We start from the raw sequence: 23050 nt of genomic DNA on the forward strand, positions 1-23050 counted from the left end.
GTCGATATGGCTACTGTAAAATTCACCGCCATGAAGGATGGCGACAGGCAAGACTACGAGTTCCTGACCGCGCACGAGATCGACTACGCGGCCAGGACCGGCGAGCGGCTGCTGGACGCGCTGGTGCAGCTCGACGAAGGCCTGTCCGGCTACAAGATCACCCGGCTGGGTCATTCGCTGCAGGCTGCCACGCGGGCCTGGCGCGACGGCGCCGACACCGACTGGATCGCCTGCGCCGTGCTGCACGACATCGGCGACATCTACGCGCCCTACAATCACGACGAATACGCCGCTTCGATCCTTAAACCTTTCGTGCGCGAGCAATGCACCTGGGTGGTGGAAAAGCATGGCGACTTCCAGCGCCTCTATTACGCCCACCATCTCGGCGGCGATCGCCATGCGCGCGACCGCTTCGCCGGCCATGCCTATTTCGACGATTGCGACCAGTTTTGCGAACGCTGGGACCAGTCGAGCTTCGACCCTGACTATGAGACACTGCCGATCGACTTCTTCCGGCCGTTCGTGCTCGAAGTCTTCGCCCGCAAAGCCTACGACCCCTCGGTCATCCGCGCCGGCGAGCGCGTGCCTCTCGCCGATCCCGAAACCGCCAGGACAAGAACCGGAGCCTCTCAATGAGCATCATCAACAAGGCGGCCGCCATCGGCGGCGGGGTCATCGGCGCCGGCTGGGTGGCGCGGCTCCTGCTCAACGGCATCGACGTGTCGATCTTCGATCCCGATCCCGAAGCTTCGCGCAAGGTCTCGGAAGTGATGAAGGGCGCGCGCCGCGCCTACAAGCAGATGGTGCCCGGCGGCCTGCCGAAAGAGGGCAAGCTGACCTTCGCCAAGACGATCGCCGAGGCGGCCGCGGATGCCGACTTCGTCCAGGAAAGCGTGCCGGAACGGCTCGACCTCAAGCACAAGGTGCTGGCCGAGATCGACACCCACGCGCCGGCCAACGCCATCGTCGGTTCGTCCACCTCGGGCATCAAGCCGACCGACATGCAGGTGGCGATGAAGAAGCACCCGGAACGGCTGGTCGTCGGCCATCCGTTCAATCCGGTCTATCTGCTGCCGCTGGTCGAGATCGTCGGCGGCGACCAGACTTTCCCGGAAGCCATCGAAGTCGCCAAGGAAATCTATGCCTCGATCGGCATGAAGCCGGTCGTCATCCGCAAGGAGATCGAGGCTTTCGTCGGCGACCGCCTGCTCGAAGCCGCCTGGCGCGAGGCCCTGTGGCTGATCAAGGACGGCATCTGCACGGTCGAGGAACTCGACGACATCATGCGCTACGGCTTCGGCCTGCGCTGGGCGCAGATGGGCATGTTCCAGGTCTATCGCGTTGCCGGCGGCGAGGCCGGCATGCGCCACTTCATGGCGCAGTTCGGGCCCTGCCTGAAATGGCCGTGGACCAAACTGATGGACGTGCCGGAGTTCAACGACGAGCTGGTCGACCTGATCGCCACCCAGTCGGACGACCAGGCGCACGGCCTGTCGATCCGCGAACTGGAAAAGATCCGCGACGACAATCTGGTCGCGATCATGGATGCGCTGTCGAAGCAGAACAAGGGCAAGGGCTGGGGCGCCGGCGCGCTGCACAAGGATTACACAAGACAGCTCGCCAAGCTGGCGGCGAAGAAGCCCGTGGCCTCAAAGGCAGCGGAAAGGGCCAGGGCCGCCAAGCCGGTGAAGAAAGCCGAAAAGCCGAAGAAAAAGAAGAAGGGCTGAGACCATGGATTTCGGTCTTTCGGAAGAGCAGAAACTCATTGTCGAAACGACGCGCGCCTTCGTCGAGAACGAGCTTTATCCGCACGAGCGCGAGGTCGAGCGCACTGGCGTGCTGCGCCGCGAGCTGATCGAGGAGATCAAGGCGAAGGCGATCGAGGCGGGCCTCTATGCCGCCAACATGCCTGCCGATGTCGGCGGCGCGGGGCTCGATACGGTGACCTGGCTGCTCTACGAGAAGGAACTCGGCCGCGCCAATTACGCACTGCATTGGACCTGCGTGGCGCGCCCTTCCAACATCCTGCTCGCCGGCACGCCGGAGCAGCGCGAAAAGTATCTTTTCCCCTGCATCCGCGGCGAGAAATGGGACTGCCTGGCGATGACCGAGCCGGGCGCCGGCTCCGACCTGCGCGGCATGAAGGCGACCGCCGTGCAGGATGGCGACGACTGGGTGCTGAACGGCACCAAGCATTTTATCTCCCACGCCGATCTCGCCGATTTCGCCATCGTCTTCATGGCCTCGGGCGAAGAGGATTCACCGCGCGGAAAGCGCAAGAAGATCACCGCCTTCTTCGTCGACAAGGGCACCAAGGGATTCACGGTGCGCGACGGCTATCGCAATGTCTCGCATCGCGGCTACACCAACGCCATTCTCGAATTCGACGATTGCCGGCTGCCGGCATCCCAGGTTCTGGGCGAGGTGCACAAGGGCTTCGACGTCGCCAATTCCTGGCTCGGCGCCACGCGGCTGCAGGTCGGCGCCACCTGCCTCGGCCGTGCCGAGCGGGCGCTTGGGCATGCGGTCGAATATGCCGCGCAGCGCCAGCAGTTCGGCCAGCAGATCGGCAAATTCCAGGGCGTGTCGTTCAAGCTCGCCGACATGGCGACGGAACTCAAGGCCGCCGACCTGATGGTGTTCGAAGCCGGCTGGAAGTACGATCAGGGAACCGTCACCGACCAGGACATGGCCATGGCCAAGCTGAAGGCCACCGAAATGCTCGCCTTCGTTGCCGACGAGGCCATCCAGATCCATGGTGGCATGGGGCTGATGGATGACCTGCCGCTGGAGCGCATCTGGCGCGACGCCCGCGTCGAACGAATCTGGGAAGGCACGTCGGAGATTCAGCGACATATTATTTCGCGGGCGCTGCTGCGTCCGTTCGGGGCTTGATCGATGCATAAACTTGAACGCCTCCTGCGCCCCAAATCGATCGCCGTGTTCGGCGGCGTGCAGGCCGCCGCCGTCGTGGCGCAATCGATCAAGATGGGCTTTGCCGGCGAGATCTGGCCGGTGCACCCAACCAAGGACGAAGTGGCCGGACGCAAGGCCTACCGATCCGTCGCCGATTTGCCCGGCGCGCCGGACGCCGCCTTTGTCGGCGTCAACCGGCACCTCACCATCGAGGTGGTCAAGGCGCTGGCCGAACGCGGCGCCGGCGGCGCCGTCTGCTTTGCCGCCGGCTTCCTCGAGACCGAGGCCTATGACGAGGACGGCGAAAGGCTGCAGGCCGAACTGGTGGCCGCCGCCGGCCAGATGCCGATCATCGGACCGAACTGCTACGGCCTGATCAATTATGCGGACGGCGCGCTTTTGTGGCCAGACCAGCATGGCGGCATCAGGCTGGAAGAGGGCGGCAAGGGTGTCGCCATCATCACCCAGTCGTCCAACATCGCCATCAACATGACGATGCAGAAGCGCGGCCTACCGATCGCCTTCCTGATGACCGCCGGCAACCAGGCGCAGACCGGCCTGTCCGAAATGGCGCTCGGCCTGATCGAGGACGAGCGCGTCACCGCGCTTGGCCTGCACATCGAGGCGTTCGATTCGGTAGCCGGCTTCGAGCGCCTGGCGGCAAGGGCACGTGAGCTCAAGAAGCCGATCATCGCCATGAAGGTCGGCCGCTCCGAGCAGGCGCGGCAGGCAACCGTCTCGCACACCGCTTCGCTTGCCGGCTCGGACGCTGCTTCCGGCGCCTTCCTGAAGCGGCTTGGCATCGCTCGCGTCGATTCCATCCCCTCCTTCATCGAGGCGCTGAAGCTGCTTCACATCACCGGCCCATTGCCCGGCTATCGTCTGTCATCGATGAGCTGTTCGGGCGGCGAGGCATCGGTCATGGCCGACAGCGCCGAAGGCCGATGGGTCAACTTCCCGGTCCTGACCGACACCCATCGCGCCCATGTCAAATCGACGCTCGGGCCGCTGGTCGCGGTGGCCAATCCCCTGGACTATCACACCTTCATCTGGAACAACGAGCCGGCGATGACCGCCACCTTCACCGCCATGGTGTCGGGCGGCTTCGACCTCAACATGCTGGTGCTCGACTTCCCGCGTCCCGACCGCTGCTCGGTGACCGACTGGTGGGCGACGCTGCGCGCCTTCGAATCGGCGCTGAAGACCAACAAGGCGCATGGCGCCATCGTCTCCTCGCTGCCGGAGAACCTGCCCGAGGAATACACCGCCGAGCTGATGGCGCGGGGCATGGTGCCGCTTTTCGGCATTTCCGAAGCGATGGACGCCGCCCAGGCGGCGGCCTTCATCGGCTGGGCCTGGCGCGAGCCGCAGGCGCAGCCGGTGGATACATCGGCGTCGGGCGCGGCCGGTGGCGATCATGTTACGCCCGACGAGGCGCAAGCCAAGGCGCGGCTGATCAAGGCCGGGCTTCCAGTGCCAAAAGGCGAACGCGCCGGCAATGCGGTCGAAGCGGTGATCTCGTCCATGGCGCTCGGCTTCCCCGTCGCCCTGAAGGCCCTTGGCGTCACCCACAAGTCCGAGGTCGGCGCCGTCAGGCTGAACCTCAAGGACGCCGAATCGGTCAGCACCGCAGCGCATGACCTGCTGCCGCTCGGCACCGGGCTCTATGTCGAGCGCATGGTGCGCGACGGCGTCGCCGAACTGATCGTCGGCTTCACCCGCGATCCGATGTTCGGCGCCGTGATGACGCTGGGCACTGGCGGCGTGCTGGTCGAATTGCTGCGCGACAGCGTCACGCTGATGCTGCCGGCAACGCGCGACGACATCGAGGCCGCACTGCGCGGCCTGAAACTGTTCCCGCTGCTCGAGGGCTATCGCGGCCGGCCGAAGGCCGATCTCGCGGCCGCCATCGACGCCATCGCGGGCATTGCCGGTTTCGTGCAGGAGAATGCCGGCGAGATCGAGGAACTCGACATCAATCCGCTGATCGTCTGCTCCGAGGGCAAGGGCGCCTGGATCGCCGATGCATTGCTGGTGCTGGGAGAAAACAAGAATGTCTGACGTCATTTCGACCCGCCGCGAAGGCTTGATCCTCGAGGTCACGCTCGACCGCCCCAAGGCCAATGCCATCGACCTGAAAACATCGCGGCTGATGGGCGAAACCTTCAAGGCGTTCCGCGACGATCCCGACCTGCGCGTCGCCATCGTCAAGACCGCCGGCGACAAGTTCTTCAGCGCCGGCTGGGACCTCAAGGCCGCCGCGAGCGGCGACGCGGTCGACGGCGACTATGGCGTCGGCGGTTTTGCCGGGCTGCAGGAATTGCGCGACCTGAACAAGCCGGTCATCGCCTGCGTCAACGGCATGGCGGTGGGCGGCGGCTTCGAGCTGGCGCTGTCCTGCGACCTCATCTACGCCTCCGACCACTCCTCCTTCGCGCTGCCCGAAATCCGCGCCGGCACGCTGGCCGACGCGGCGACGATCAAGCTGCCGAAGCGCATCCCCTATCATGTCGCCATGGACCTTTTGCTCACCGGCCGCTGGATGGATGTCGCCGAGGCGCATCGCTGGGGCCTGGTCAACGAGGTGCTGCCCAAGGAAAAGCTCGAGGACCGCGTCTGGGAGATCGCCCGGCTGCTCGCCAGCGGCCCGCCGCTGGTGTTCGCAGCGATCAAGGAGACCGCGCGGGTGGCGGAATCGCTGACCTTCCAGGAGGCGATGAACAAGGTGACGCGCCGGCAACTGCCGACGGTCGATGCGCTCTATGGGTCGGAGGACGGCATGGAAGGTTTCCGCGCCTTCGCCGAAAAGCGCGAACCGGTATGGAAGGGGAGATAGCTCGCCGACGATGATGTTCCGTCACACCCCCCTCTGGCCTGCCGGCCATCTCCCCCGCAAGTGGGGAGATCGGCAGCTTCGCCTGCGGTGCTTTTGTCGCGGTGCTGGCGATTGGCGAAAGCGGAAACGCCATCCGATCTCCCCCCTTGCGGGGGAGATGGCCGGCAGGCCAGAGGGGGGTGCCTGGCCTCAACCTCCACATTCGGTCCAAGCAGCATGACCGACTACTGCAAACTCATCGACGCCGAGACCTGGGCTTTCATCGAGCGGACGAACTCCTATTATCCGCCCGACACGATCGATTACACGATCGCGCAGCAGCGCGAGATCTACGATCGCATGTGCCGCGAGTTCTTTGCCGGCTACCCGCAAGGCGTCATGGCCGAGACGACCGCCATCACCACACCTGTCGACAACATACCGATCCGCATCTACCGCAACGCAAAGCCGGACCGTGCCGCCATGGTGCTCTACCTCCATGGCGGGGGCTTCATCCTCGGCGGGCTGGACAGCCATGACGACGTCTGCGCCGAGCTTTGCGGCCGCACCGGTTATGAGGTGGTCTCGGTCGACTACCGGCTGGCGCCGGAGCATCTGCATCCGGCCGCTTTCGACGATGCGATGAGCGCCATCGAATGGGCCGCCGGGACCTACGACCGCCCGGTCTTGCTGTGCGGCGACAGCGCCGGCGGCAATCTTTGCGCCGCCGTTGCGCACGCGACACGTGGCCACGCGAAAAAGCCGATCGGCCAGGTGCTGATCTATCCCGGTCTCGGCGGCGATCGCGCGCGCGGCTCCTATGTGACGCATGCCGAAGCGCCGATGCTGACGGTGCGCGACCTTGAATTCTACAAACACGTCCGTACCGGAGGCGTGGACCAGACCGGTGACATCACGCTTTATCCACTGGCCGATGCCGATTTCGCCAATCTGCCGCCGACCGTGCTGATTACCGCCCAGTGCGACCCGCTGTCATCCGATGGCGAGGCTTATCGCGACCGCATCGTCGCGGCGGGCGGGCGCGCCGCCTGGTTCGAGGAGCCCGGCCTGGTGCACGGCTATCTCAGGGCCCGGCATGCCGTTGGCCGCGCCCGCGCGAGCTTCACCCGGATCGTCGACGCGGTGGCCACGCTCGGAAAGGGCGCCTGGACCTGGTAGGATGAATGGCTGTCCGCTCAGGACGCCTTGGCCAGGAAGCTCTGATAATCCGATTTCGCCTGCAGCAGGCGCAGCACGTTCTCGCGCGAACCGCGCACATGCGCGCGGGCCAGCGCGCCGGCGCGGCTGATATCATTTGCGCAGATCGCCTCGACGATCTCGGCGTGTTCGTCGCGGGCGATCTTCCATTCATCGAGCCACAAGAGTTCGGTCCAGACATAATGCTGGCACTTGTCGAGGATGCCGCACAGCATGCCATGCAGCATGACATTGCCGCTGATCTCGGCAATGACGCGGTGGAGATCGATGCCGACCTCCAGTTCCTGGAATTTTTCGCGCGTCGTGCGATCGGGAATGGCGGCCAACCGCTCGCACTCGGCCAGCATGGCGCGCAGCCGCGCCTTGTCCTTCTCGGTCGCAGCGGCCGCCGCCAGTTCGGTCGCGTGACCGTCGAGCAGTTCGCGGATGGCGAAGGCCTCGCGGAACATGTTGATGTCGAACTCGGTGACGGCATAGCCCTGGCGCGGCCGGCCGGTGACCAGCCCGTCGCGCTCAAGGCGATTGAAGGCTTCGCGCACGGGGGTGCGGCTGACATTGAGTTTCGCCGCGATGTCGCTTTCGGTGACGCGTGAACCCGGCGGAATCTGGCCGGTCACGATCATCGCCTTGAGCGCGGAATAGACCGAGTCGCGCAGCGTGTTTTTTGGTTCCTTGGCCAAGTTCCGTTTCCAGTTCTCCGGCCGCTTTAGCCGGACATCGCCTCGTTTGTAGTCGCAGTCGGCGTAATTTGCCACGCCCCGCGGCGCCGTTCCCGCCGTCCAACCGATCGCGCCCGTCGCAGTTGACAACACCGATCTCTCGGCTACATTCTAAATTGTATACAAAATCGCATGCCAAATCAAAAAACAAATGGGAACACCGGTCGGAGAACCGAAATGAACAGGACCACCAGCTTTAGAACTCTAGCGATAGCCGGGCTCATTGCCTCCGTGGCAGTGCCCGCCGTCGCCGCCGACACGATCACCGTCGCCTCATGGGGCGGCACCTATCAGGAGGCGCAGACCAAGGCCTTCTTCAAGCCGACCGCCGATGCGCTCGGCATCACCATCAAGGAAGACACGACCAACGGCCTCGATGACGTACGCCTGCAGGTGACCGGCAATGCGGTGAAATGGGACATCACCGAACTCGGCGCCGACGAATGCGCGCGCGGCTCGAAGGAGGGGCTGTTCGAAAAGCTGGATTACGGCATCATCGACAAGAGCGGCATCAACCCCAAGCTGGTGCATGACGACTGGGTCGGCATTTCCTACACGTCCGTCGTGCTGATCTACCGGACCGACGTCTTCGGCGACAAGGGCCCGAAGACATGGGCCGACTTCTGGAACGTGGAAAAGTTTCCGGGACGGCGCGCGCTGAGCAGCAGCCAGGCGACGGAGACGCTGAGCGTCGCAGCACTTGCCTCCGGCCTGCCGATCGACAAGGTCTATCCCGTCGACATCGACGGCGCGCTGAAATCGGTCGACAAGATCCGCGGCCATGTCGACGCCTGGTGGACCTCCGGCGCCCAGGCCATGCAACTGGTGAAGGATGGCGAAGTCGACATGGCGAGCATCTGGAACGGCCGCGCCGGCACTTTGAAGAAGGAAGGCGCGCCGGTCAGCTTCTCCTTCGACCAGGGCGTGCTCACCGCCGATTGCATGGTCATCCCCAAGGGCGCCAAGAACAAGGACGCGGCGATGAAGGCGCTGGCCATGTTCGTCAGCCCGCAACTGCAGGCCAACCTGCCGCTCTATGTCGACAATGGGCCGGTGAACGAGAAGGCCTTCGAGACCGGCAAGATCCCGCCGGAGCGGATCAAGGACATCAATTCGGCGCCCGAAAACGTCAAGAAGCAGGTATTGCAGGATGCCGAGTTCTGGCGCGACAACCTCGTCGAGGCGACGGAAAAGTTCAACAACCTGATCCAGCAATAGCCGGAATCCTGACATTGCGGGACGGCACCAGCGCCGCCCCGCTGCTTCAATCTCTGCCTCGGAGATAACGATCTTGTCCATTGCACCATCCGCGCTGCCGATCGGCATGCGCGCGATCGAGAAACGATTTGGCAGCGTGCCGGTGCTGCGCGACCTGAACCTCGATGTCGAGGCCGGCGAGTTCCTGTCGCTGCTTGGGCCTTCGGGCTCGGGGAAGACGACGCTGCTGATGATCCTGGCCGGTTTCGTGCGAGCCAATGGCGGATCGATCAAGGTCGGCGGCGACGAGATCATCACCACGCCGCCGCACCGGCGCAATATCGGCATGGTGTTCCAGAACTATGCGCTGTTTCCGCATATGAACGTCTTCCACAACATCGCCTTTCCGCTGAAGCAGCGCGGCGTCGGTGTGACAGAGACAGCGCAGCGGGTGAAGAAGGCGCTGGAGCTGGTGAAGCTGCATGGCCTGGGCGAGCGCCGGGTGGACCAGCTTTCCGGCGGCCAGCGCCAGCGCGTGGCCCTGGCGCGCGCCATCGTCTTCGAGCCGCGCATCGTCTTGATGGACGAACCGCTGTCGGCGCTCGACAAGGGCCTGCGCGAGCATATGCAGATCGAATTGCGTGCGCTTCATCGCCGTCTCGGCATGACCACGGTCTATGTCACGCACGACCAGCGCGAAGCCATCACCATGTCGGACCGTATCGCGGTGATGAACGGTGGCCGCATCGAACAGCTCGACAGGCCCGAAACGCTTTATGCCGCGCCGAAGACGCAATTCGTAGCCGGCTTCATCGGCGAATCGAACTTCATCCCGGTCGAAAGCCGCAATGGCTCGGTCTGGTATGAGGACAGGCTGATCCAGACCGGCGCACCGACGCCGCCGGCCGGTCCGCATCTGATGGTGGTGCGGCCGGAGAAGCTGCGGCTGGTCACGGCATCCGACCCGTCGACCGGCGTCAATGTGCTCGATGCGACGGTCAGCGACATCATCTACCAGGGCGACAGTTTCGTCTGCTATGCCAGCCTGCGCGACGGCCGCCAGCTGACGCTGCGCGACTATTGCCGCAGCGATGTGCTGGCAAGGCTGCCGGCGCCCGGCCAGCCGATCACGCTCGGCCTCGATGCCAAGGACACGATCCTGGTGGCGGCCGAGGGATGAGCGCGCAGTCCGCCTTCCTGACGGAGACCGCCAGTCCGGCGGGGCAGGACCTGAACGCGCAGGCCCTGCGCGCCGATGCGCGGAGCGAGTCATTGCGGCTGCTGGCGCTGCTGGCGCCGAGCCTGTTCCTTGTCTGCGCGATCATCATCGTGCCGATCGGCTGGCTGTTCTGGCTGTCGCTGTTCGACGAGACCGGCGCCTTGAGCGCCGCCAACTATGCGCGTTTCTTCGAGCAGGCCTCCTACATCAGGACCTTCATCACCACCTTCGAGGTCGCCTTCATCGTCACCGGCGCCTGCGTGCTAACAGGCTATCCCCTGGCCTACATGTTGTCGCAGCTGCCGCGCCGGGCCGCATCGATCTGCCTGATCTTCGTCATCCTGCCGTTCTGGACATCGGTGCTGGTGCGCACCTATGCCTGGCTGGTGATCCTGCAGCGCAAGGGCCTGATCAACAGCTGGCTGATCGATCTCGGCGTGATCAGCCAGCCGCTGTCGCTGGCCAACAATTTTTCGGGCGTCGTCATCGGCATGACGCATATATTGCTGCCGTTTCTGGTCTTGCCGCTCTATGCCTCGATGAAGACCATCGACACCGACTGCCTGCGCGCCGGCATGAACCTCGGCGCCGGCCCCGCCGCCACTTTCCGGCAGATCTTCTTTCCGCTGTCGGTACCGGGCCTCGCCTCCGGCGTGGTCATCGTCTTCGTGCTGTGCCTCGGTTTCTTCGTAACGCCGGCGCTGATGGGTGGCGGCAAGGTGGTGATGTGGGCGATGCGCATGGAACAGACCACCAGCCTCTATTCCAACTGGGGCGCCGGTGCGGCACTCGGCGTGGTGCTGCTGGTGGTCACGCTGGCGCTTCTCGGCCTGTTCCAGTGGCTGCTCGGCGCGCGCGCCACCGGCGTATGGAGTTCGCGATGAGTGAAGATATCGGATTGCCGATCTCGCACCGGCAACGCCTGTGGCTCTACGCCTTCGGCGGCCTCGTGCTGCTGTTCCTGATCGCGCCGTCGGTCATCATCGTCATCATGTCGTTTTCGGATTCGACGCTGCTGCAGTTCCCGCCGCGGCAATGGTCGCTGCGCTGGTATGAAAGCTATTTCCAGTCGCTGGAATGGCGCGATGCCACCATCGTGTCGGTGAAGGTCGCGGTCATGACCGCGCTGGTGGGGACGCCGCTCGGCACTGCCGCCGCCTATGCTATCAACCGGGGCACGCTGCGCTTCAACGGCACCATCAACGCGCTGCTGACGGCGTCGCTGATCATCCCGGTGATCCTGGTCGGCATCGGTACCTTCTTCCTCTATGCGCGCATCGGCCTCAACAACACGCTGACCGGCTTGGTCATCGCGCATACGGTGCAGGCGCTGCCGCTGGTGGTGCTGACGGTGCTGTCGGGCCTACGCTCCTACGACATGAACCAGGAGCGGGTGGCGCGCAGCCTGGGTGCGGGGCGCGTCGCTGCCTTCTGGCAAGTGACGATGCCGCAGATCCGCTTCTCGATCGTCTCGGGTGCGCTGTTTGCCTTCATCACCTCCTTCGACGAAGTTGTCGTCTCGCTGTTCATCTCGGGCGGGGAGACCACGACACTGACACGCCGCATGTTCAACGCGCTGCGCGACCAGATCGACCCGACCATCGCCGCCATCTCGACCTGCCTGATCGCGCTGTCTGTCGCGCTGTTGTCACTGGCGCAGATCTTCGGCCGCCGGCATTGATTTCATCGGGCCCATTCGCTTCAAGGACCCATTCGCTTCAAGACACCGGGGGATACCCAGACCAGATGCGTGATTTCCAGTTTCCCGGCCGCTCACCGGTTCGTGCCACGGAAGCGATTGCCGCGACATCGCATCCGCTTTCGACGCTTGCGGCCATCGAGATGCTGCGCGCCGGCGGCAATGCCATGGATGCCGCCATCTGCGCCGCCGCCGTGCAGGGCGTGGTCGAGCCGCAATCGACGGGGATAGGCGGCGATTGCTTTGTCCTCTACTGCCCCAAGGGACGGAGCGAAGTGCTGGCTTTCAACGGCTCAGGGCGTGCACCGGCGGCCGCGACCGTCGACTGGTATCGCGACAAGGGGTTTAGCGAGCTCCCCAAACAGGGGCCGCATGCGGTGACCGTGCCGGGCGCCATCGACGCCTGGTGCCGGCTGCTGGAGGACCATGGCAGCAAGAGCCTGGCCGAAGTGCTGGCGCCGGCGATCCACTACGCCGAGAACGGCTATGTCGTGCACGACCGCGTCGCCTTCGACTGGGCCGAACCCGAAACCGATCTTTCCGCCGACGAGCATGCCGCGCGCATCTTCCTGCCGGGCGGCATGGCGCCGAAGGCCGGCGACGTGCACAAGCAGCCCGCATTGGCCGCCACTCTCCGGGTGATCGCCAAACAGGGCCGCGCCGGGTTCTACGAAGGCGCGGTCGCCGACGACATGGTGCGCCGGCTCAAGGAGCTGGGCGGGCTGCACACGGCGGACGATTTCGCCGCGACCAGGGGCGACTATGTGGCGCCGGTGAGCGTCAGCTATGGCGGCCACGAGATCCACCAGATGCCGCCGAACAACCAGGGGCTGACGGCGCTTTTGATGCTGAACGTGCTGTCGGGCTTCAGGCTCGGTGGGCTCGACCCTAACGGCGCCGAGCGCCTGCACCTGGAGATCGAGGCCGGGCGGCTGGCCTATCGCGACCGCGACCGTTTCGTCGGCGACCAGGACCATGTCCCGGTGCCGGTGAGGCAGCTTCTCTCGGCCGCCTATGCCGACCGGCTGCGCGCCGAGATCGACCGCGAGCGCGCCATGACCCATTTGCCCGACGTGCAGCTGCCGGGCAGCGACACGGTCTATATCTCGATCGTCGACCGCGACCGCAACGCGGTCTCCTTCATCAACTCGACCTATTATTCGTTCGGCAGCGGCGTCGTCGGTCCCAAGACCGGCGTCGTGCTGCAGAACCGCGGCTCGAGCTTCCGCCTCGATCCGGCCCACCCCAACGCCATCGCGCCCAGCAAGCGGCCGATGCACACGATCATGCCCGGCATGGCGACCAAAAACGGCCGCGTGGTGATGCCGTTCGGCGTCATGGGCGGCGGCTACCAGCCCTTCGGCCATGTCCATCTTCTGACCAACATGATCGATTTCGGCATGGACCCGCAGCAAGCGCTCGACGCGCCGCGCGTGTTCTACAATGACGGTATGGTGGAGGCGGAGCGCAACGTGCCCGCCGAGGCGGTCGAAGGCCTGCGGCGGCGCGGCCACGCCATCACCGAGCCGCACCATCCGCTCGGCGGCGGCCAGGCGGTGCTGATCGACTGGGAAAAGGGAACGCTGACGGGGGCATCCGATCCGCGCAAGGACGGGATGGCGCTGGGGTATTGAGGAACTACCGGGCGCGGGCGCTGCCCCTCACCCGCCTGCCGGCATCCTCTCCCCGTATAGTGACGGGGAGAGGGGACACTGTCATCGACAGTTTCGCCAATCGCCCACGCTGAACAGGCGCCGAGACCGAAACTGCCCCTTTCTCCCCGTCCCTATACGGGGAGAAATGCCCGGCAGGGCAATGAGGGGCGGCGCTGACATCAGATGGACTTTCGCAAGCCATAGTCTTGAAACATAGCTGGTGACCATGACCCAAATCCACACAGACCTTTCCCACCGCCTCGTCGCCGGCGCCGACGACGCGCCGGCGATCCTGGCGCCCGACAGGCCGACGCTGACCCATGGCAGGCTGCGCGCGCTGATCGCCACCACCGCCACGCAGCTCCATGCACGCGGCATCGGCCGAGGCGACCGGGTGGCGATCGTGCTGCCCAACGGGCCGGAGATGGCGACGGCCTTCATCGCTGTCGCCGCCACAGCCTCGACGGCGCCGCTCAACCCCGCCTACCGGGCGGACGAGCTCGATTTCTACCTGACCGACATCGGCGCCAAGGCGATCCTGGTCGCCGAGACCGAGACTGGCCCTGCCGTGACTGTGGCCGAGCGCCTTGGCATCGGCGTGCTGCGGCTCATCGCGCCGCCGGACGCGCCGGCCGGCAGCTTCACCATCGAGGGCGCGGCGGTCGGATCGCAAGCGGCGCCCGCCATGGCCGGGGACGGTGACATCGCGCTTCTGCTGCACACGTCGGGCACGACGTCACGCCCCAAGCTGGTGCCGCTCAGCCATGCCAATGTCGCGGCCTCCGCCCGCCATATCGGCGCGACGCTCGGCCTGACGGCGGATGACCGCTGCCTCAACATCATGCCGCTGTTCCACATCCATGGGCTGATCGCGGCGGTGCTGTCGTCGCTGGCATCAGGCGGCAGCATCTACTGCACGCCAGGCTTCAACGCGCTGCGCTTCTTCCAGTGGCTGAGTGACGCCAAGCCGAGCTGGTACACGGCGGTGCCGACCATGCACCAGGCGATCCTGGCGCGCGCGGCGCGTAACCCGGAAGCATTGGCGGCGGCGCGCCTGCGTTTCATCCGCTCGTCCTCGGCCTCGCTGCCGGCGCAGGTGATGGCCGAGCTCGAGGCGACTTTCGGCTGCCCGGTCATCGAAGCCTATGGGATGACCGAGGCCGCGCACCAGATGGCGTCGAACCGGCTGCCGCCCGGCCTGCGCAAGCCGGGCAGCGTCGGTGCCGCCGGCGGACCCGAAGTCGCCGTGATGGCGCCGGACGGCCGGCTGATGCAGGCCGGCGAAACGGGCGAGATCGTCATTCGCGGCCCCAATGTCACCTCAGGCTACGAGAAGAACCCGGACGCCAACGCCACGGCCTTCGCGCATGGCTGGTTCCACACCGGCGACCAGGGCGTGCTCGACGATGACGGCTACCTCAGGGTCACCGGCCGGCTGAAGGAAATCATCAACCGCGGCGGCGAGAAGATCTCGCCGCTCGAAGTCGACAATGTGCTGATGGACCATCCGGCGGTGGCGCAGGTCGTCACCTTCGCCATGCCGCATGACAAGCTCGGCGAGGAGGTGGCGGCGGCCGTGGTGCTGCGCGAAGGCATGAGCGCCAGCGAGGGCGATATCCGCGCCCACGCGGCGATGCGGCTCGCCGACTTCAAGGTGCCGCGCAAGGTGCTGATCCTGGAGGAGATCCCCAAAGGCGCGACCGGCAAGCTGCAGCGCATCGGGCTCGCCGCCAAGCTCGGGCTCTGATCATGAAGATCACCATCTTCGGCGCCGGCGCCATCGGCGGCTATCTCGCGGCCAAGCTGGCGATTGCCGGCCGCACCGAGCTGTCGATCGTCGCCCGCGGCGCGCATCTCGACGCGATCAAGGCCAATGGCCTGCGCCTGATCGAGGACGGACACGAAACGACCGCCCCGGCCAGGGCCACCGCCAAGGCGGAAGAGCTTGGCGAACAGGATTATGTCGTGCTGGCGCTGAAGGCGCATTCCGTCGCGCCCGCGCTCGACCAGATCGCCCCGCTGCTTGGGGACCACACATCGGTCGTCACCATGCAGAACGGCGTTCCCTGGTGGTATTTCCATAAAACCGGCGGCGCGCTCGAAGGCACAAGGCTGCAGCAGGTCGATCCCGGCGGCACGATCTGGAACCGGCTCGGCCCGCGGCGCGTCATCGGCTCGGTGGTCTACCCCGCCGTCGAGGTCGATGCGCCCGGCCTGATCCGCCATGTCGAAGGAAAACGCTTCTCGCTCGGCGAACCCTCGGGCGAGAAGAGCGAACGGGTCACGCTCCTGGCCGGCGAGATGGTCAAGGCCGGCTTGCAGGCGCCGGTGCGCGAGGACATACGCGCAGAGATATGGATAAAATTGTGGGGCAACCTCTCCTTCAACCCGATCTCGGCGCTGACCGGCTCGACGCTTGCCGCGATCGTCGCCGACGAGGGCACCCGCATGCTCGCCCGCGCCATGATGCTGGAAGCGCAGGCGATCGGCGAAAGCCTCGGCGTGCGCTTCCCCATAGACGTCGACCGCCGCATCAAGGGCGCCGGCGACGTCGGCGAGCACAAGACCTCGATGCTGCAGGACCTGGAACGCGGCCGCCCGATGGAGATCGACGCGCTGGTGGGCGCCGTGCAGGAGCTGGGCCGGCTGACGGGCAAGCCGACGCCGGCGATCGATGGGGTGCTGGCGCTGGTGAAGAGGCTGGCGGTGGAGCGGGGGTGTTATGGGTGAATAGGAAACCGACATCGGTTAGTGCCTGCCGTCCCGAATGACCGGAGAGAGACGTCCATAACTCTACCGGTTGGACGGCCGCTTTGCGCCTCATCTCGATTATCGAAGTCAGCTGTGCCGCCGCGGAAAAGCGGGGGTTGGTGACGACGCATCAGACGTGACGGGTGCGCCAGGACCGTACCTAGCCGTGACCCATATGTGATGTCGACTTGTCCTTAGTTCCCGCTTGTAAAGCGTTGCAGGGCCAAGGTTCCACAGCCGGTAGACACGATCGGGCTCGGCCAAGCCGCGGCCGGGTTCTGTCAAGATATTTGCGCTCCGACGCGGAGTGGATAGCTGCTTCTGCCGACTTTCTTCCGCAAGGTGGAGAAAAACAGTTGGCGACCTACTTCAGAGGGGTAGGAACAAGCGCGGAACGCTGACTTCAGATTGAAAGGAACGCGCAATGCCGAAGACTACGATTTACCCTTGCTACGCCAAGGACGGGGAAGAGGCCGTGGGCCGCTTCTCCCGAGATCTTTTCCAATAGCGCATTTGGTGCCGATCACCGTGCACGCTCGCCATCGTGACCAAGTGATCCGCTGTACTTCGGTCTTCCGCTTGCAGTGCTTCCCTGCTTAATTCGAGGAAATTTGCACAATTATAGGGTTGCGGCATGATACCAATCTACATCGGCTATGATCCACGGGAATCCCGCGTTCTAGACGTAGCGCGATGGAGCGCTTATCGGCGGACAAGCAGGCCGTTGCAGATACTACCATTGGTGCTCAAAGACCTTGAAGCCCAAGGAATTATGAAGCGACCGATGGTGGTACGGGATGGTAAGCTCTGGTGCCCGATTTCCGAGGCGCCGATGGCGACAGAGTTTGCCATATCGCGCTTTGCCGTTCCGTTTATAAGGCAAGGCGGCTGGGCCATGTTCTGCGATTGTGATGTCCTGTTTCTGAAGGATCCAGCCAAGCTGCTCGATCTAGTCGATCCTTCCTACGCGATTATGGCGGTTAAGCACCAGCAACGCGAATCCGAAGCGGTCAAGATGGACGGACAAATGCAGACGTTCTATCGCCGCAAAAACTGGTCGTCGGTCGTTTTGTGGAATCTAGATCATCCCTCCAACAAACGGCTGACCAACGAGATGCTCAATACGTGGCCTGGACGTGACCTCCACGCCTTCAAATGGCTTGAGGACCACGAAATCGGGGAATTGCCTCTGGCATGGAACTACCTCGTAGGGGCTTCGGCTTCGGAACTCGATCCCGCCGATGTCTCGCTGGCGCACTACACGCTCGGCGGCCCTTGGTTTGCGGGCTGGTCCGGCACCACGCAATGGGACGAATTATGGAGGCGAGAAGAGAGCATTCTGCGCGCGTTTGAGGAACATGCCGTTCAGGTTCCTGCATGAAAACTCCGCTTTTGGATTTCCTGCCAATCTTCTCAAAGCCAACTCTTCGGTTGCCCAGGGCCACTGGTCCCGCCTTGGTGATGGGGTCAGCGCCGAATTTTCGCCTCCCGGAGGGACATGGTGTCGATTGGGCCCTAGTGACCGTCAATGCTTCCCAGCTTTTGGCGGAAACGTTCGGCCTCCGCCTTCCTGATATCGCAGTCATCCGCCGCGGCATTTTGGTCGGCGCGAGCGAACAGGACTTCTACAAGCGCGATTTGTTAAAGGGACGGCAGGCGAAACATCTGATCGTACCGGTTTGGCCGGACGTTGAAGGCAAGCTGAAAGCTGGTTGTCGCACCTTCAATTATGGTTTTGATACCTTGCAGGCGCTCACCAAATGGCAACTTGCCAACATCGTCTGGCGGCTTAGCGGCAAATATCATGTGTCCCGCGGCTGGCACCGGAAAATCTCCACCGGAGCCTTCGCGATCATGTTGACGCGTTTCGCCGGTTTCGCCCCTGTTGTAGTCAGCGGGTTTTCCCTGTCCCAGGCTGGGCATGGATACGACACCCGAAATGCCTTTCGATATCATGCCGACGAAGATGCGGATTTGCTTCGCCTGGTAGTGAGTAGAGGCGAGCCAATCTACGCAGAGGATAGGGACTTCGCTGCGGAAACTGGATTGCCCTTGTGGCAGGGACAGATGCCATGACGAGTGCTTCTTAGGGGAGCTTGCAACATGGGCTGTCCCGAACGCTATAGCAAAGATGATCTAGCTCCGATGAGATATCCATTTCTCGGAGCTGCGAACCGACCAACGACCAACATTACCCGCCCTCCAGGAGGTTGGTGTGCTGAATATCTCGATGGTTGATCGGCAGACTATCAAGTCCATTCTCGTTATTCAGACGAAGTACATCGGGGACATCATTCTAACTTCGGTGCTCGTGCGAAATCTGCGCCTCGCTTACCCAAACGCTGCGATAGTCATGCTCTGCGCTCCTGGCCTGCGAGACTTCGTAACCAGCCAGAATATCGCGGACGTGGCCATCGGGTTCGACGGTAGAAGTGCTGGTAGAAGTCTGCTTCAGCGGATGAAGGAATATTCAAGCTTGGTCGCTGACCTCCGTCGCCGAAAATTCGATCTCACCATTGATGTAACTGACTCGAAGACGTCAAGGATATTGCACAGGTCAATCGGCGCTCCGCTGCGCGTTGGGTACAACCCCCCGGAAAAGCCCCTGAAGTTTTGGGAAGGTCAGCCTGCTAATATATTTGCTAAACCCTTTGGTCATGGAGGCGCGCACTATTTGTACCGATATTTGTCCCCGCTTGAAGCCCTTGGGATAGAATTACGCGAAGTGACGCCGAGGCTTGAACCCACACCGGTCGGGCGAAGCGCGTCTACCCAGGTTCTGGCGCAAAGCAAGCTGGCTGTAAAAGCTTTCGTCGCTGTGCACGCTGGAGCAAGGTTCGAAGGGCGGTGTTGGCAACCTGAACGGTTCGCTGCAATAATCGACGAGGTTTATGCCGCGACGGGCCTGCGGTCACTACTGGTTGGTGGACCTAATGAAGGCTCAACCGCGCAGACAATCTTGGACATGGCAGCGTCACCATTGGCGAGCGTTGTTGGTAAGATCTCGCTTGAGACATTAACTGCTTTGCTTGCGGATGCATTTATCTTTCTGGGAAACGAGAGCGGCCCAATGCACCTGGCTGCGTCAGTCGGAACCCCGGTTGTGGGCCTTTATGGCCTCACGCCACCCGACATCTGGGGACCTCTCGGGGTGCTTCACCGCACCGTTGAGCCGCCGTTGCCTTGCCAGTGCATTGCGCCCGATTTGTGCAAGCCCGGCAATCCGGGCGGCGTGTACTGCGTTCATCGACTACCCGTTGCCAAGGTCGCCCAGGCGACACGAGACCTGATGGATGCAGTGAGGCAACAGGCGAACGAGACGGCCAATCAAACAGACTCACTCCGGTAGAAACAGCGATGACCGGCCCGCGTGAAACCGTGAAGAAGGCACTGCAGACCTATGTCGACGAGATCGTGCGATCATCAATTCGGTGATAGGCAGGCGGTAAAGGATCGCCAGTAGCGATGCAAACCCTAAGTCACCCCTTCCCCACCCGCCCCAGCACCCGCGCATAAACCTCTCCCACGATCCCGCGCCGGAACACCAGCACGCAGACCATGAAGATCAGGCCGGTGGCGATGGTCACGGGGAAACCTGACGTGGCGAGCGTGTTCTCCAGGCCGACGACGAGGCTGGCGCCGATGATCGGGCCGACCATGGTGCCGATGCCGCCGAGCAGCGTCATCAGGATGACCTCGCCCGACATCTGCCAGGTGACGTCGGTGAGGGTGGCGAACTGGAAGACGATCGCCTTGAGCGAGCCGGCGAGCCCGGCCAGCGCCGCCGACATGACGAAGGCGGCGAGCTTATAGCCGGCTACGGAATAGCCGAGCGAAATGGCGCGGTTCTCGTTTTCGCGGATCGAGCGCAGGATCATGCCGAAGGGCGAGTTGACGATGCGCCAGATGGCGAAGATGCCGAGCAGGACCATGACAAGCACGAAATAATAGATGTTCATCGGGGCGTTGAGGTCGAGGACACCGAACAGGGCGCCGCGCGGCACGCCCTGGATGCCGTCCTCGCCTTGCGTGAACGGCGCCTGCACGCAAAAGAAGAAGAACATCTGCGACAGCGCCAGCGTGATCATGGCGAAATAGATGCCTTGCCGGCGAATGGCGAAGAAACCCATGACGAGGCCGAGCAGTGCGGCGCCCGCCATGCCGAGCAGGATGCCGGCTTCCGGCGGCCAGCCCCAGACCTTGACGGCGTGCGCGGTGAAATAGGCGGCGCCACCGAAGAAGGTGGCGTGGCCGAAGGACAACAGGCCGGTGTAGCCGAGCAGGAGATTGAAGGCGCAAGCAAACAGCGCGAAGCACAGCATCTTCATCAGGAAGATCGGGTAGACGAAGAACGGGGCCGCCAGCAGCGCCGCTATGCCGAGCCCGACCAGCACCCATTCGAGCCTTGGCGAGGGTTTGGCCGATGCCTCGCGCAGCGAAAGCCCGGCCATGTCGGATGTCTCCTCCGCCATCTCAGGCGTCCTTTCCGAACAGGCCGGCCGGCCGGACCAAAAGCACGATCGCCATGATGACGAAGACCACCAGGTTGGAGGCCTCGGGGTAAAAAACCTTGGTCAGGCCCTCGGCGAGGCCAAGCATGTAGCCGGTGACGATGGCGCCGAGGATCGAGCCCATGCCGCCGACCACGACGACCGCGAAGACGACGATGATGAGATCCGATCCCATCAGCGGGCTGACCTGGTAGATCGGCGCGGCCAGGATGCCGGCGAGCCCGGCAAGGGCCGAGCCGAGGCCGTAGGTGAGGGTCAAAAGCAACGGCACGTTAACGCCGAAGGCCTGGACGAGACGGGGATTTTCGGTCGCGGCGCGCAGATAGGAACCGAGCCTGGTCTTCTCGATCAGCGCCCATGTGCCGAAGCAGACGAGCAGCGAGGCGACCACGACCCAGCCGCGATAAATGGGCAGGAACATGAAGCCGAGATTGGTGCCGCCGGCCAGCAGCGGCGGCACCGCGTAGGGGTTTCCCGACACGCCGTAATAGTAGCGGAAGATGCCTTCGAGCACGAGCGCGAGGCCGAAAGTGAAGAGCAGGCCGTAGAGCGGATCGGTGTCGTAGAGCCGCGACAGCGCCAGGCGCTCGACCACGACGCCGAAGATGCCGACAATCAGCGGCGCCAGGACCAGCGCCGGCCAATAGCCGATGCCGAGATGGGTGAGCAGGAGATAGCCAATGAAGGCGCCCAGCATATACTGGGCGCCATGGGCGAAGTTGATGACGCGCAGCAGGCCGAAAATCACGGCCAGACCAAGGCTCAGCATGGCGTAGAAGGAGCCGTTGATCAGCCCGACCAGCAACTGGCCGAGCAATGCCTGGACGGGGATGCCGAAGATCATCGTCATGGCGCCATCATACACCCAGGATTTCGTGGAGCAGCGTCATGCGGTCCGCCAGTTCGCCGGTGGGAAACCCGGCCACGACCTTGCCGTGCTCCATCAGGTAGAAACGGTCGGCGACACGGCTGGCGAAGCGGAAATTCTGCTCCACCAGCAGGATGGTCATGCCGCGCTGCTTCAGCGTCGCCAGCAGCTCGCCGATGCGCTGGACGATGACAGGCGCGAGGCCCTCGGTCGGTTCGTCCAAGAGCAGCATCTTCACCCCGGTCCGCAGCATGCGCGCGATCGCCAGCATCTGCTGTTCGCCGCCCGACAGCCTGGTGCCGGGACTGTTGCGCCGCTCCTTCAGATTGGGGAACAGATCGAAGATTTCCTCGACGCTCATGCCGCCCGGAGCGACGACCGGCGGCAGCACCAGGTTCTCGTCGACGGTCAGCGTCGAGAAGATGCCGCGTTCCTCCGGCACGAAGCCGATGCCCTGGTGCGCGGTGCGGTGCAGCGGCAGCCGCATCAGGTCGGCGCCGTCGAAGACGACCTTGCCGGTGCGTCGGCGGATCAGGCCCATGATGGCGCGCAGCGTCGTCGTCTTGCCGACGCCGTTGCGGCCGAGCAATGTGACCGTCTCGCCGGCAAACACTTCGAGGTCGACGCCGTGCAGCGCATGGCCCTCGCCATACCAGGCATTGAGGCCGCGGACCGCGAGCAGAGGCGCAGCACTAGTCATCGGCGGTGCCCATATAGGCCACCTTGACGCGTTCGTCGCGGCTGACGGTGGCGTAGTCGCCGGCCGCGAGCACCTCGCCGCGCTGCATCACCGTTATCCAGTCGCAGAGATCGGCCACCACGGTCAGATTGTGCTCGACCATCAGAACCGCGCGGTCGCCCGCCACCGAGCGGATGAGGGCGGAAACCGTGGCCACGTCCTCATGGCCCATGCCGGCCATCGGCTCGTCGAGCAGCAGCACTTTGGGATCCAGCGCCAGCGTCGTGGCGATCTCGAGCACGCGTTTCCTGCCATAGGAAAGATCGCCGGCCTGCCTGTTCGCGGCATCGTCGAGGCCGACGGACCGCAGCAGTTCCATGGCACGCGGCGTCAACCGGTCGAGCGCCGCCAGCGAGCGCCAGAACTGGATGCCGAGCCCAGCCGGCCGCTGCAGCGCGACGCGCACATTGTCGAGCACGCTGAGATGCGGAAAGATCGCCGAGATCTGGAACGAGCGCACCAGCCCCATCCGCGCTACTTTGGCCGGCGAGGTGCGGGTGATGTCGTGGCCGAGCAGTTCGATCCTGCCGCTGGTCGGCGCCAGGAATTTGGTCAGCAGGTTGAAAACGGTCGTCTTGCCGGCGCCGTTGGGCCCGATCAGCGCATGGATGTTGCCATGGCGGACATCGAGATCGACATTCCTGACGGCGACGAAGCCGGCAAAGTCACGCCGCAGGCCGCGAGCGGAAAGCACCACCCGCGGCTCTTCCGCGTTCAGATCAGGCGGCACCGTGGCCGCGCCG

At 64.1% G+C, this 23050-nt stretch carries 21 protein-coding genes; 16 read left to right on the forward strand and 5 right to left on the reverse strand.

Annotated features, from left to right (window positions below; all coding sequences use genetic code 11):
* Positions 1-6: 6 nt before the first annotated feature.
* The 6 genes from FJ543_RS16420 to FJ543_RS16450 all read left to right on the forward strand — a co-directional run bounded on the left by FJ543_RS16420 (position 7) and on the right by FJ543_RS16450 (position 6910).
* A complete protein-coding gene (locus tag FJ543_RS16420) occupies positions 7-636 on the forward strand; it encodes an HD domain-containing protein (protein WP_140875931.1) in 630 nt (209 codons plus the stop codon).
* Entirely contained in the window at positions 633-1727 is a 1095-nt protein-coding gene (locus FJ543_RS16425; protein WP_140875933.1) for a 3-hydroxyacyl-CoA dehydrogenase NAD-binding domain-containing protein, read from the forward strand. The genes FJ543_RS16420 and FJ543_RS16425 overlap by 4 nt, the downstream gene beginning before the upstream one ends.
* Positions 1728-1731: 4 nt before the next feature.
* Positions 1732-2895: an acyl-CoA dehydrogenase gene (locus FJ543_RS16430; protein WP_023772121.1), complete on the forward strand. Its 1164-nt coding sequence runs from the start codon at positions 1732-1734 to the stop codon at positions 2893-2895.
* A 3-nt stretch (positions 2896-2898) separates the two neighbouring features.
* Positions 2899-4977: an acetate--CoA ligase family protein gene (locus FJ543_RS16435; protein ID WP_140875935.1), complete on the forward strand. Its 2079-nt coding sequence runs from the start codon at positions 2899-2901 to the stop codon at positions 4975-4977.
* Positions 4970-5752 carry a carnitinyl-CoA dehydratase gene (locus FJ543_RS16440; protein ID WP_140620564.1) on the forward strand — a complete coding sequence of 261 codons (783 nt, stop codon included), beginning with the start codon at positions 4970-4972 and terminating at the stop codon, positions 5750-5752. The genes FJ543_RS16435 and FJ543_RS16440 overlap by 8 nt, the downstream gene beginning before the upstream one ends.
* A gap of 216 nt (positions 5753-5968) precedes the next feature.
* A complete protein-coding gene (locus tag FJ543_RS16450; RefSeq protein ID WP_140875937.1) occupies positions 5969-6910 on the forward strand; it encodes an alpha/beta hydrolase in 942 nt (313 codons plus the stop codon).
* Positions 6911-6927: 17 nt separating this feature from the next.
* On the opposite strand, the gene FJ543_RS16455 is transcribed toward FJ543_RS16450, so the two are convergent.
* Positions 6928-7629, reverse strand: coding sequence for a GntR family transcriptional regulator (locus tag FJ543_RS16455; RefSeq protein WP_181173986.1), 702 nt, complete (start codon positions 7627-7629; stop codon positions 6928-6930).
* 216 nt (positions 7630-7845) lie between these two features.
* On the opposite strand from FJ543_RS16455, the gene FJ543_RS16460 reads away from it, so the two are divergent.
* From FJ543_RS16460 to FJ543_RS16510, 10 genes are all read left to right on the forward strand, one after another.
* The gene (locus FJ543_RS16460; RefSeq protein WP_023772116.1) at positions 7846-8886 is read left to right on the forward strand and encodes an ABC transporter substrate-binding protein; all 1041 of its coding nucleotides are present in this window, start codon (positions 7846-7848) and stop codon (positions 8884-8886) included.
* 73 nt (positions 8887-8959) lie between these two features.
* Positions 8960-10045, forward strand: coding sequence for an ABC transporter ATP-binding protein (locus FJ543_RS16465; protein ID WP_140875941.1), 1086 nt, complete (start codon positions 8960-8962; stop codon positions 10043-10045).
* On the forward strand, positions 10042-10968 hold the full coding sequence (locus FJ543_RS16470; RefSeq protein WP_140875943.1) for an ABC transporter permease: 927 nt from the start codon (positions 10042-10044) through the stop codon (positions 10966-10968). Before FJ543_RS16465 ends, FJ543_RS16470 begins: the two co-directional genes overlap by 4 nt.
* The gene (locus FJ543_RS16475) at positions 10965-11765 is read left to right on the forward strand and encodes an ABC transporter permease (RefSeq protein ID WP_140875945.1); all 801 of its coding nucleotides are present in this window, start codon (positions 10965-10967) and stop codon (positions 11763-11765) included. The genes FJ543_RS16470 and FJ543_RS16475 overlap by 4 nt, the downstream gene beginning before the upstream one ends.
* 65 nt (positions 11766-11830) lie before the next feature.
* Positions 11831-13417 (forward strand): gamma-glutamyltransferase, encoded by a 1587-nt coding sequence (gene ggt, locus FJ543_RS16480; protein ID WP_140875947.1) that lies wholly within the window; start codon positions 11831-11833, stop codon positions 13415-13417.
* Between the two features lie 247 nt (positions 13418-13664).
* On the forward strand, positions 13665-15185 hold the full coding sequence (locus tag FJ543_RS16490; protein ID WP_181173998.1) for an acyl--CoA ligase: 1521 nt from the start codon (positions 13665-13667) through the stop codon (positions 15183-15185).
* A gap of 2 nt (positions 15186-15187) precedes the next feature.
* Positions 15188-16168: a 2-dehydropantoate 2-reductase gene (locus FJ543_RS16495; RefSeq protein ID WP_140875953.1), complete on the forward strand. Its 981-nt coding sequence runs from the start codon at positions 15188-15190 to the stop codon at positions 16166-16168.
* Between the two features lie 763 nt (positions 16169-16931).
* A complete protein-coding gene (locus FJ543_RS16500) occupies positions 16932-17570 on the forward strand; it encodes a hypothetical protein (protein ID WP_224525446.1) in 639 nt (212 codons plus the stop codon).
* On the forward strand, positions 17567-18265 hold the full coding sequence (locus FJ543_RS16505; protein ID WP_140875955.1) for a hypothetical protein: 699 nt from the start codon (positions 17567-17569) through the stop codon (positions 18263-18265). Before FJ543_RS16500 ends, FJ543_RS16505 begins: the two co-directional genes overlap by 4 nt.
* Positions 18266-18404: 139 nt before the next feature.
* The gene (locus tag FJ543_RS16510; protein WP_224622817.1) at positions 18405-19538 is read left to right on the forward strand and encodes a glycosyltransferase family 9 protein; all 1134 of its coding nucleotides are present in this window, start codon (positions 18405-18407) and stop codon (positions 19536-19538) included.
* Positions 19539-19668: 130 nt separating this feature from the next.
* On the opposite strand, the gene FJ543_RS16515 is transcribed toward FJ543_RS16510, so the two are convergent.
* Genes FJ543_RS16515 through FJ543_RS16530 form a run of 4 tightly spaced genes read right to left on the reverse strand, consistent with a single transcriptional unit; the run spans position 19669 to position 23037 of the window.
* Positions 19669-20661: a branched-chain amino acid ABC transporter permease gene (locus FJ543_RS16515; protein WP_181173987.1), complete on the reverse strand. Its 993-nt coding sequence runs from the start codon at positions 20659-20661 to the stop codon at positions 19669-19671.
* Position 20662: 1 nt separating this feature from the next.
* Positions 20663-21550, reverse strand: coding sequence for a branched-chain amino acid ABC transporter permease (locus tag FJ543_RS16520; protein WP_140719386.1), 888 nt, complete (start codon positions 21548-21550; stop codon positions 20663-20665).
* A gap of 7 nt (positions 21551-21557) precedes the next feature.
* A complete protein-coding gene (locus FJ543_RS16525; RefSeq protein WP_140660251.1) occupies positions 21558-22268 on the reverse strand; it encodes an ABC transporter ATP-binding protein in 711 nt (236 codons plus the stop codon).
* Complete coding sequence (locus FJ543_RS16530; RefSeq protein WP_140875957.1) at positions 22261-23037, reverse strand: ABC transporter ATP-binding protein; 777 nt, start codon at positions 23035-23037, stop codon at positions 22261-22263. Before FJ543_RS16530 ends, FJ543_RS16525 begins: the two co-directional genes overlap by 8 nt.
* Positions 23038-23050: the final 13 nt, after the last annotated feature.

This window comes from Mesorhizobium sp. B2-5-7 (assembly GCF_006440875.1).
Lineage (GTDB): Bacteria > Pseudomonadota > Alphaproteobacteria > Rhizobiales > Rhizobiaceae > Mesorhizobium > Mesorhizobium australicum.

Excerpts from the sequence above, each read along its gene's own strand:
- FJ543_RS16420 (WP_140875931.1), top strand. The coding sequence starts at position 7 with ATGGCTACTGTAAAATTCACCGCCATGAAGGATGGCGACAGGCAAGAC.
- FJ543_RS16425 (WP_140875933.1), top strand. The coding sequence starts at position 633 with ATGAGCATCATCAACAAGGCGGCCGCCATCGGCGGCGGGGTCATCGGC.
- FJ543_RS16430 (WP_023772121.1), top strand. The coding sequence starts at position 1,732 with ATGGATTTCGGTCTTTCGGAAGAGCAGAAACTCATTGTCGAAACGACG.
- FJ543_RS16435 (WP_140875935.1), top strand. The coding sequence starts at position 2,899 with ATGCATAAACTTGAACGCCTCCTGCGCCCCAAATCGATCGCCGTGTTC.
- FJ543_RS16440 (WP_140620564.1), top strand. The coding sequence starts at position 4,970 with ATGTCTGACGTCATTTCGACCCGCCGCGAAGGCTTGATCCTCGAGGTC.
- FJ543_RS16450 (WP_140875937.1), top strand. The coding sequence starts at position 5,969 with ATGACCGACTACTGCAAACTCATCGACGCCGAGACCTGGGCTTTCATC.
- FJ543_RS16460 (WP_023772116.1), top strand. The coding sequence starts at position 7,846 with ATGAACAGGACCACCAGCTTTAGAACTCTAGCGATAGCCGGGCTCATT.
- FJ543_RS16470 (WP_140875943.1), top strand. The coding sequence starts at position 10,042 with ATGAGCGCGCAGTCCGCCTTCCTGACGGAGACCGCCAGTCCGGCGGGG.
- FJ543_RS16475 (WP_140875945.1), top strand. The coding sequence starts at position 10,965 with ATGAGTGAAGATATCGGATTGCCGATCTCGCACCGGCAACGCCTGTGG.
- ggt (WP_140875947.1), top strand. The coding sequence starts at position 11,831 with ATGCGTGATTTCCAGTTTCCCGGCCGCTCACCGGTTCGTGCCACGGAA.
- FJ543_RS16490 (WP_181173998.1), top strand. The coding sequence starts at position 13,665 with ATGACCCAAATCCACACAGACCTTTCCCACCGCCTCGTCGCCGGCGCC.
- FJ543_RS16495 (WP_140875953.1), top strand. The coding sequence starts at position 15,188 with ATGAAGATCACCATCTTCGGCGCCGGCGCCATCGGCGGCTATCTCGCG.
- FJ543_RS16505 (WP_140875955.1), top strand. The coding sequence starts at position 17,567 with ATGAAAACTCCGCTTTTGGATTTCCTGCCAATCTTCTCAAAGCCAACT.
- FJ543_RS16515 (WP_181173987.1), bottom strand. The coding sequence starts at position 20,661 with ATGGCGGAGGAGACATCCGACATGGCCGGGCTTTCGCTGCGCGAGGCA.
- FJ543_RS16520 (WP_140719386.1), bottom strand. The coding sequence starts at position 21,550 with ATGACGATGATCTTCGGCATCCCCGTCCAGGCATTGCTCGGCCAGTTG.
- FJ543_RS16525 (WP_140660251.1), bottom strand. The coding sequence starts at position 22,268 with ATGACTAGTGCTGCGCCTCTGCTCGCGGTCCGCGGCCTCAATGCCTGG.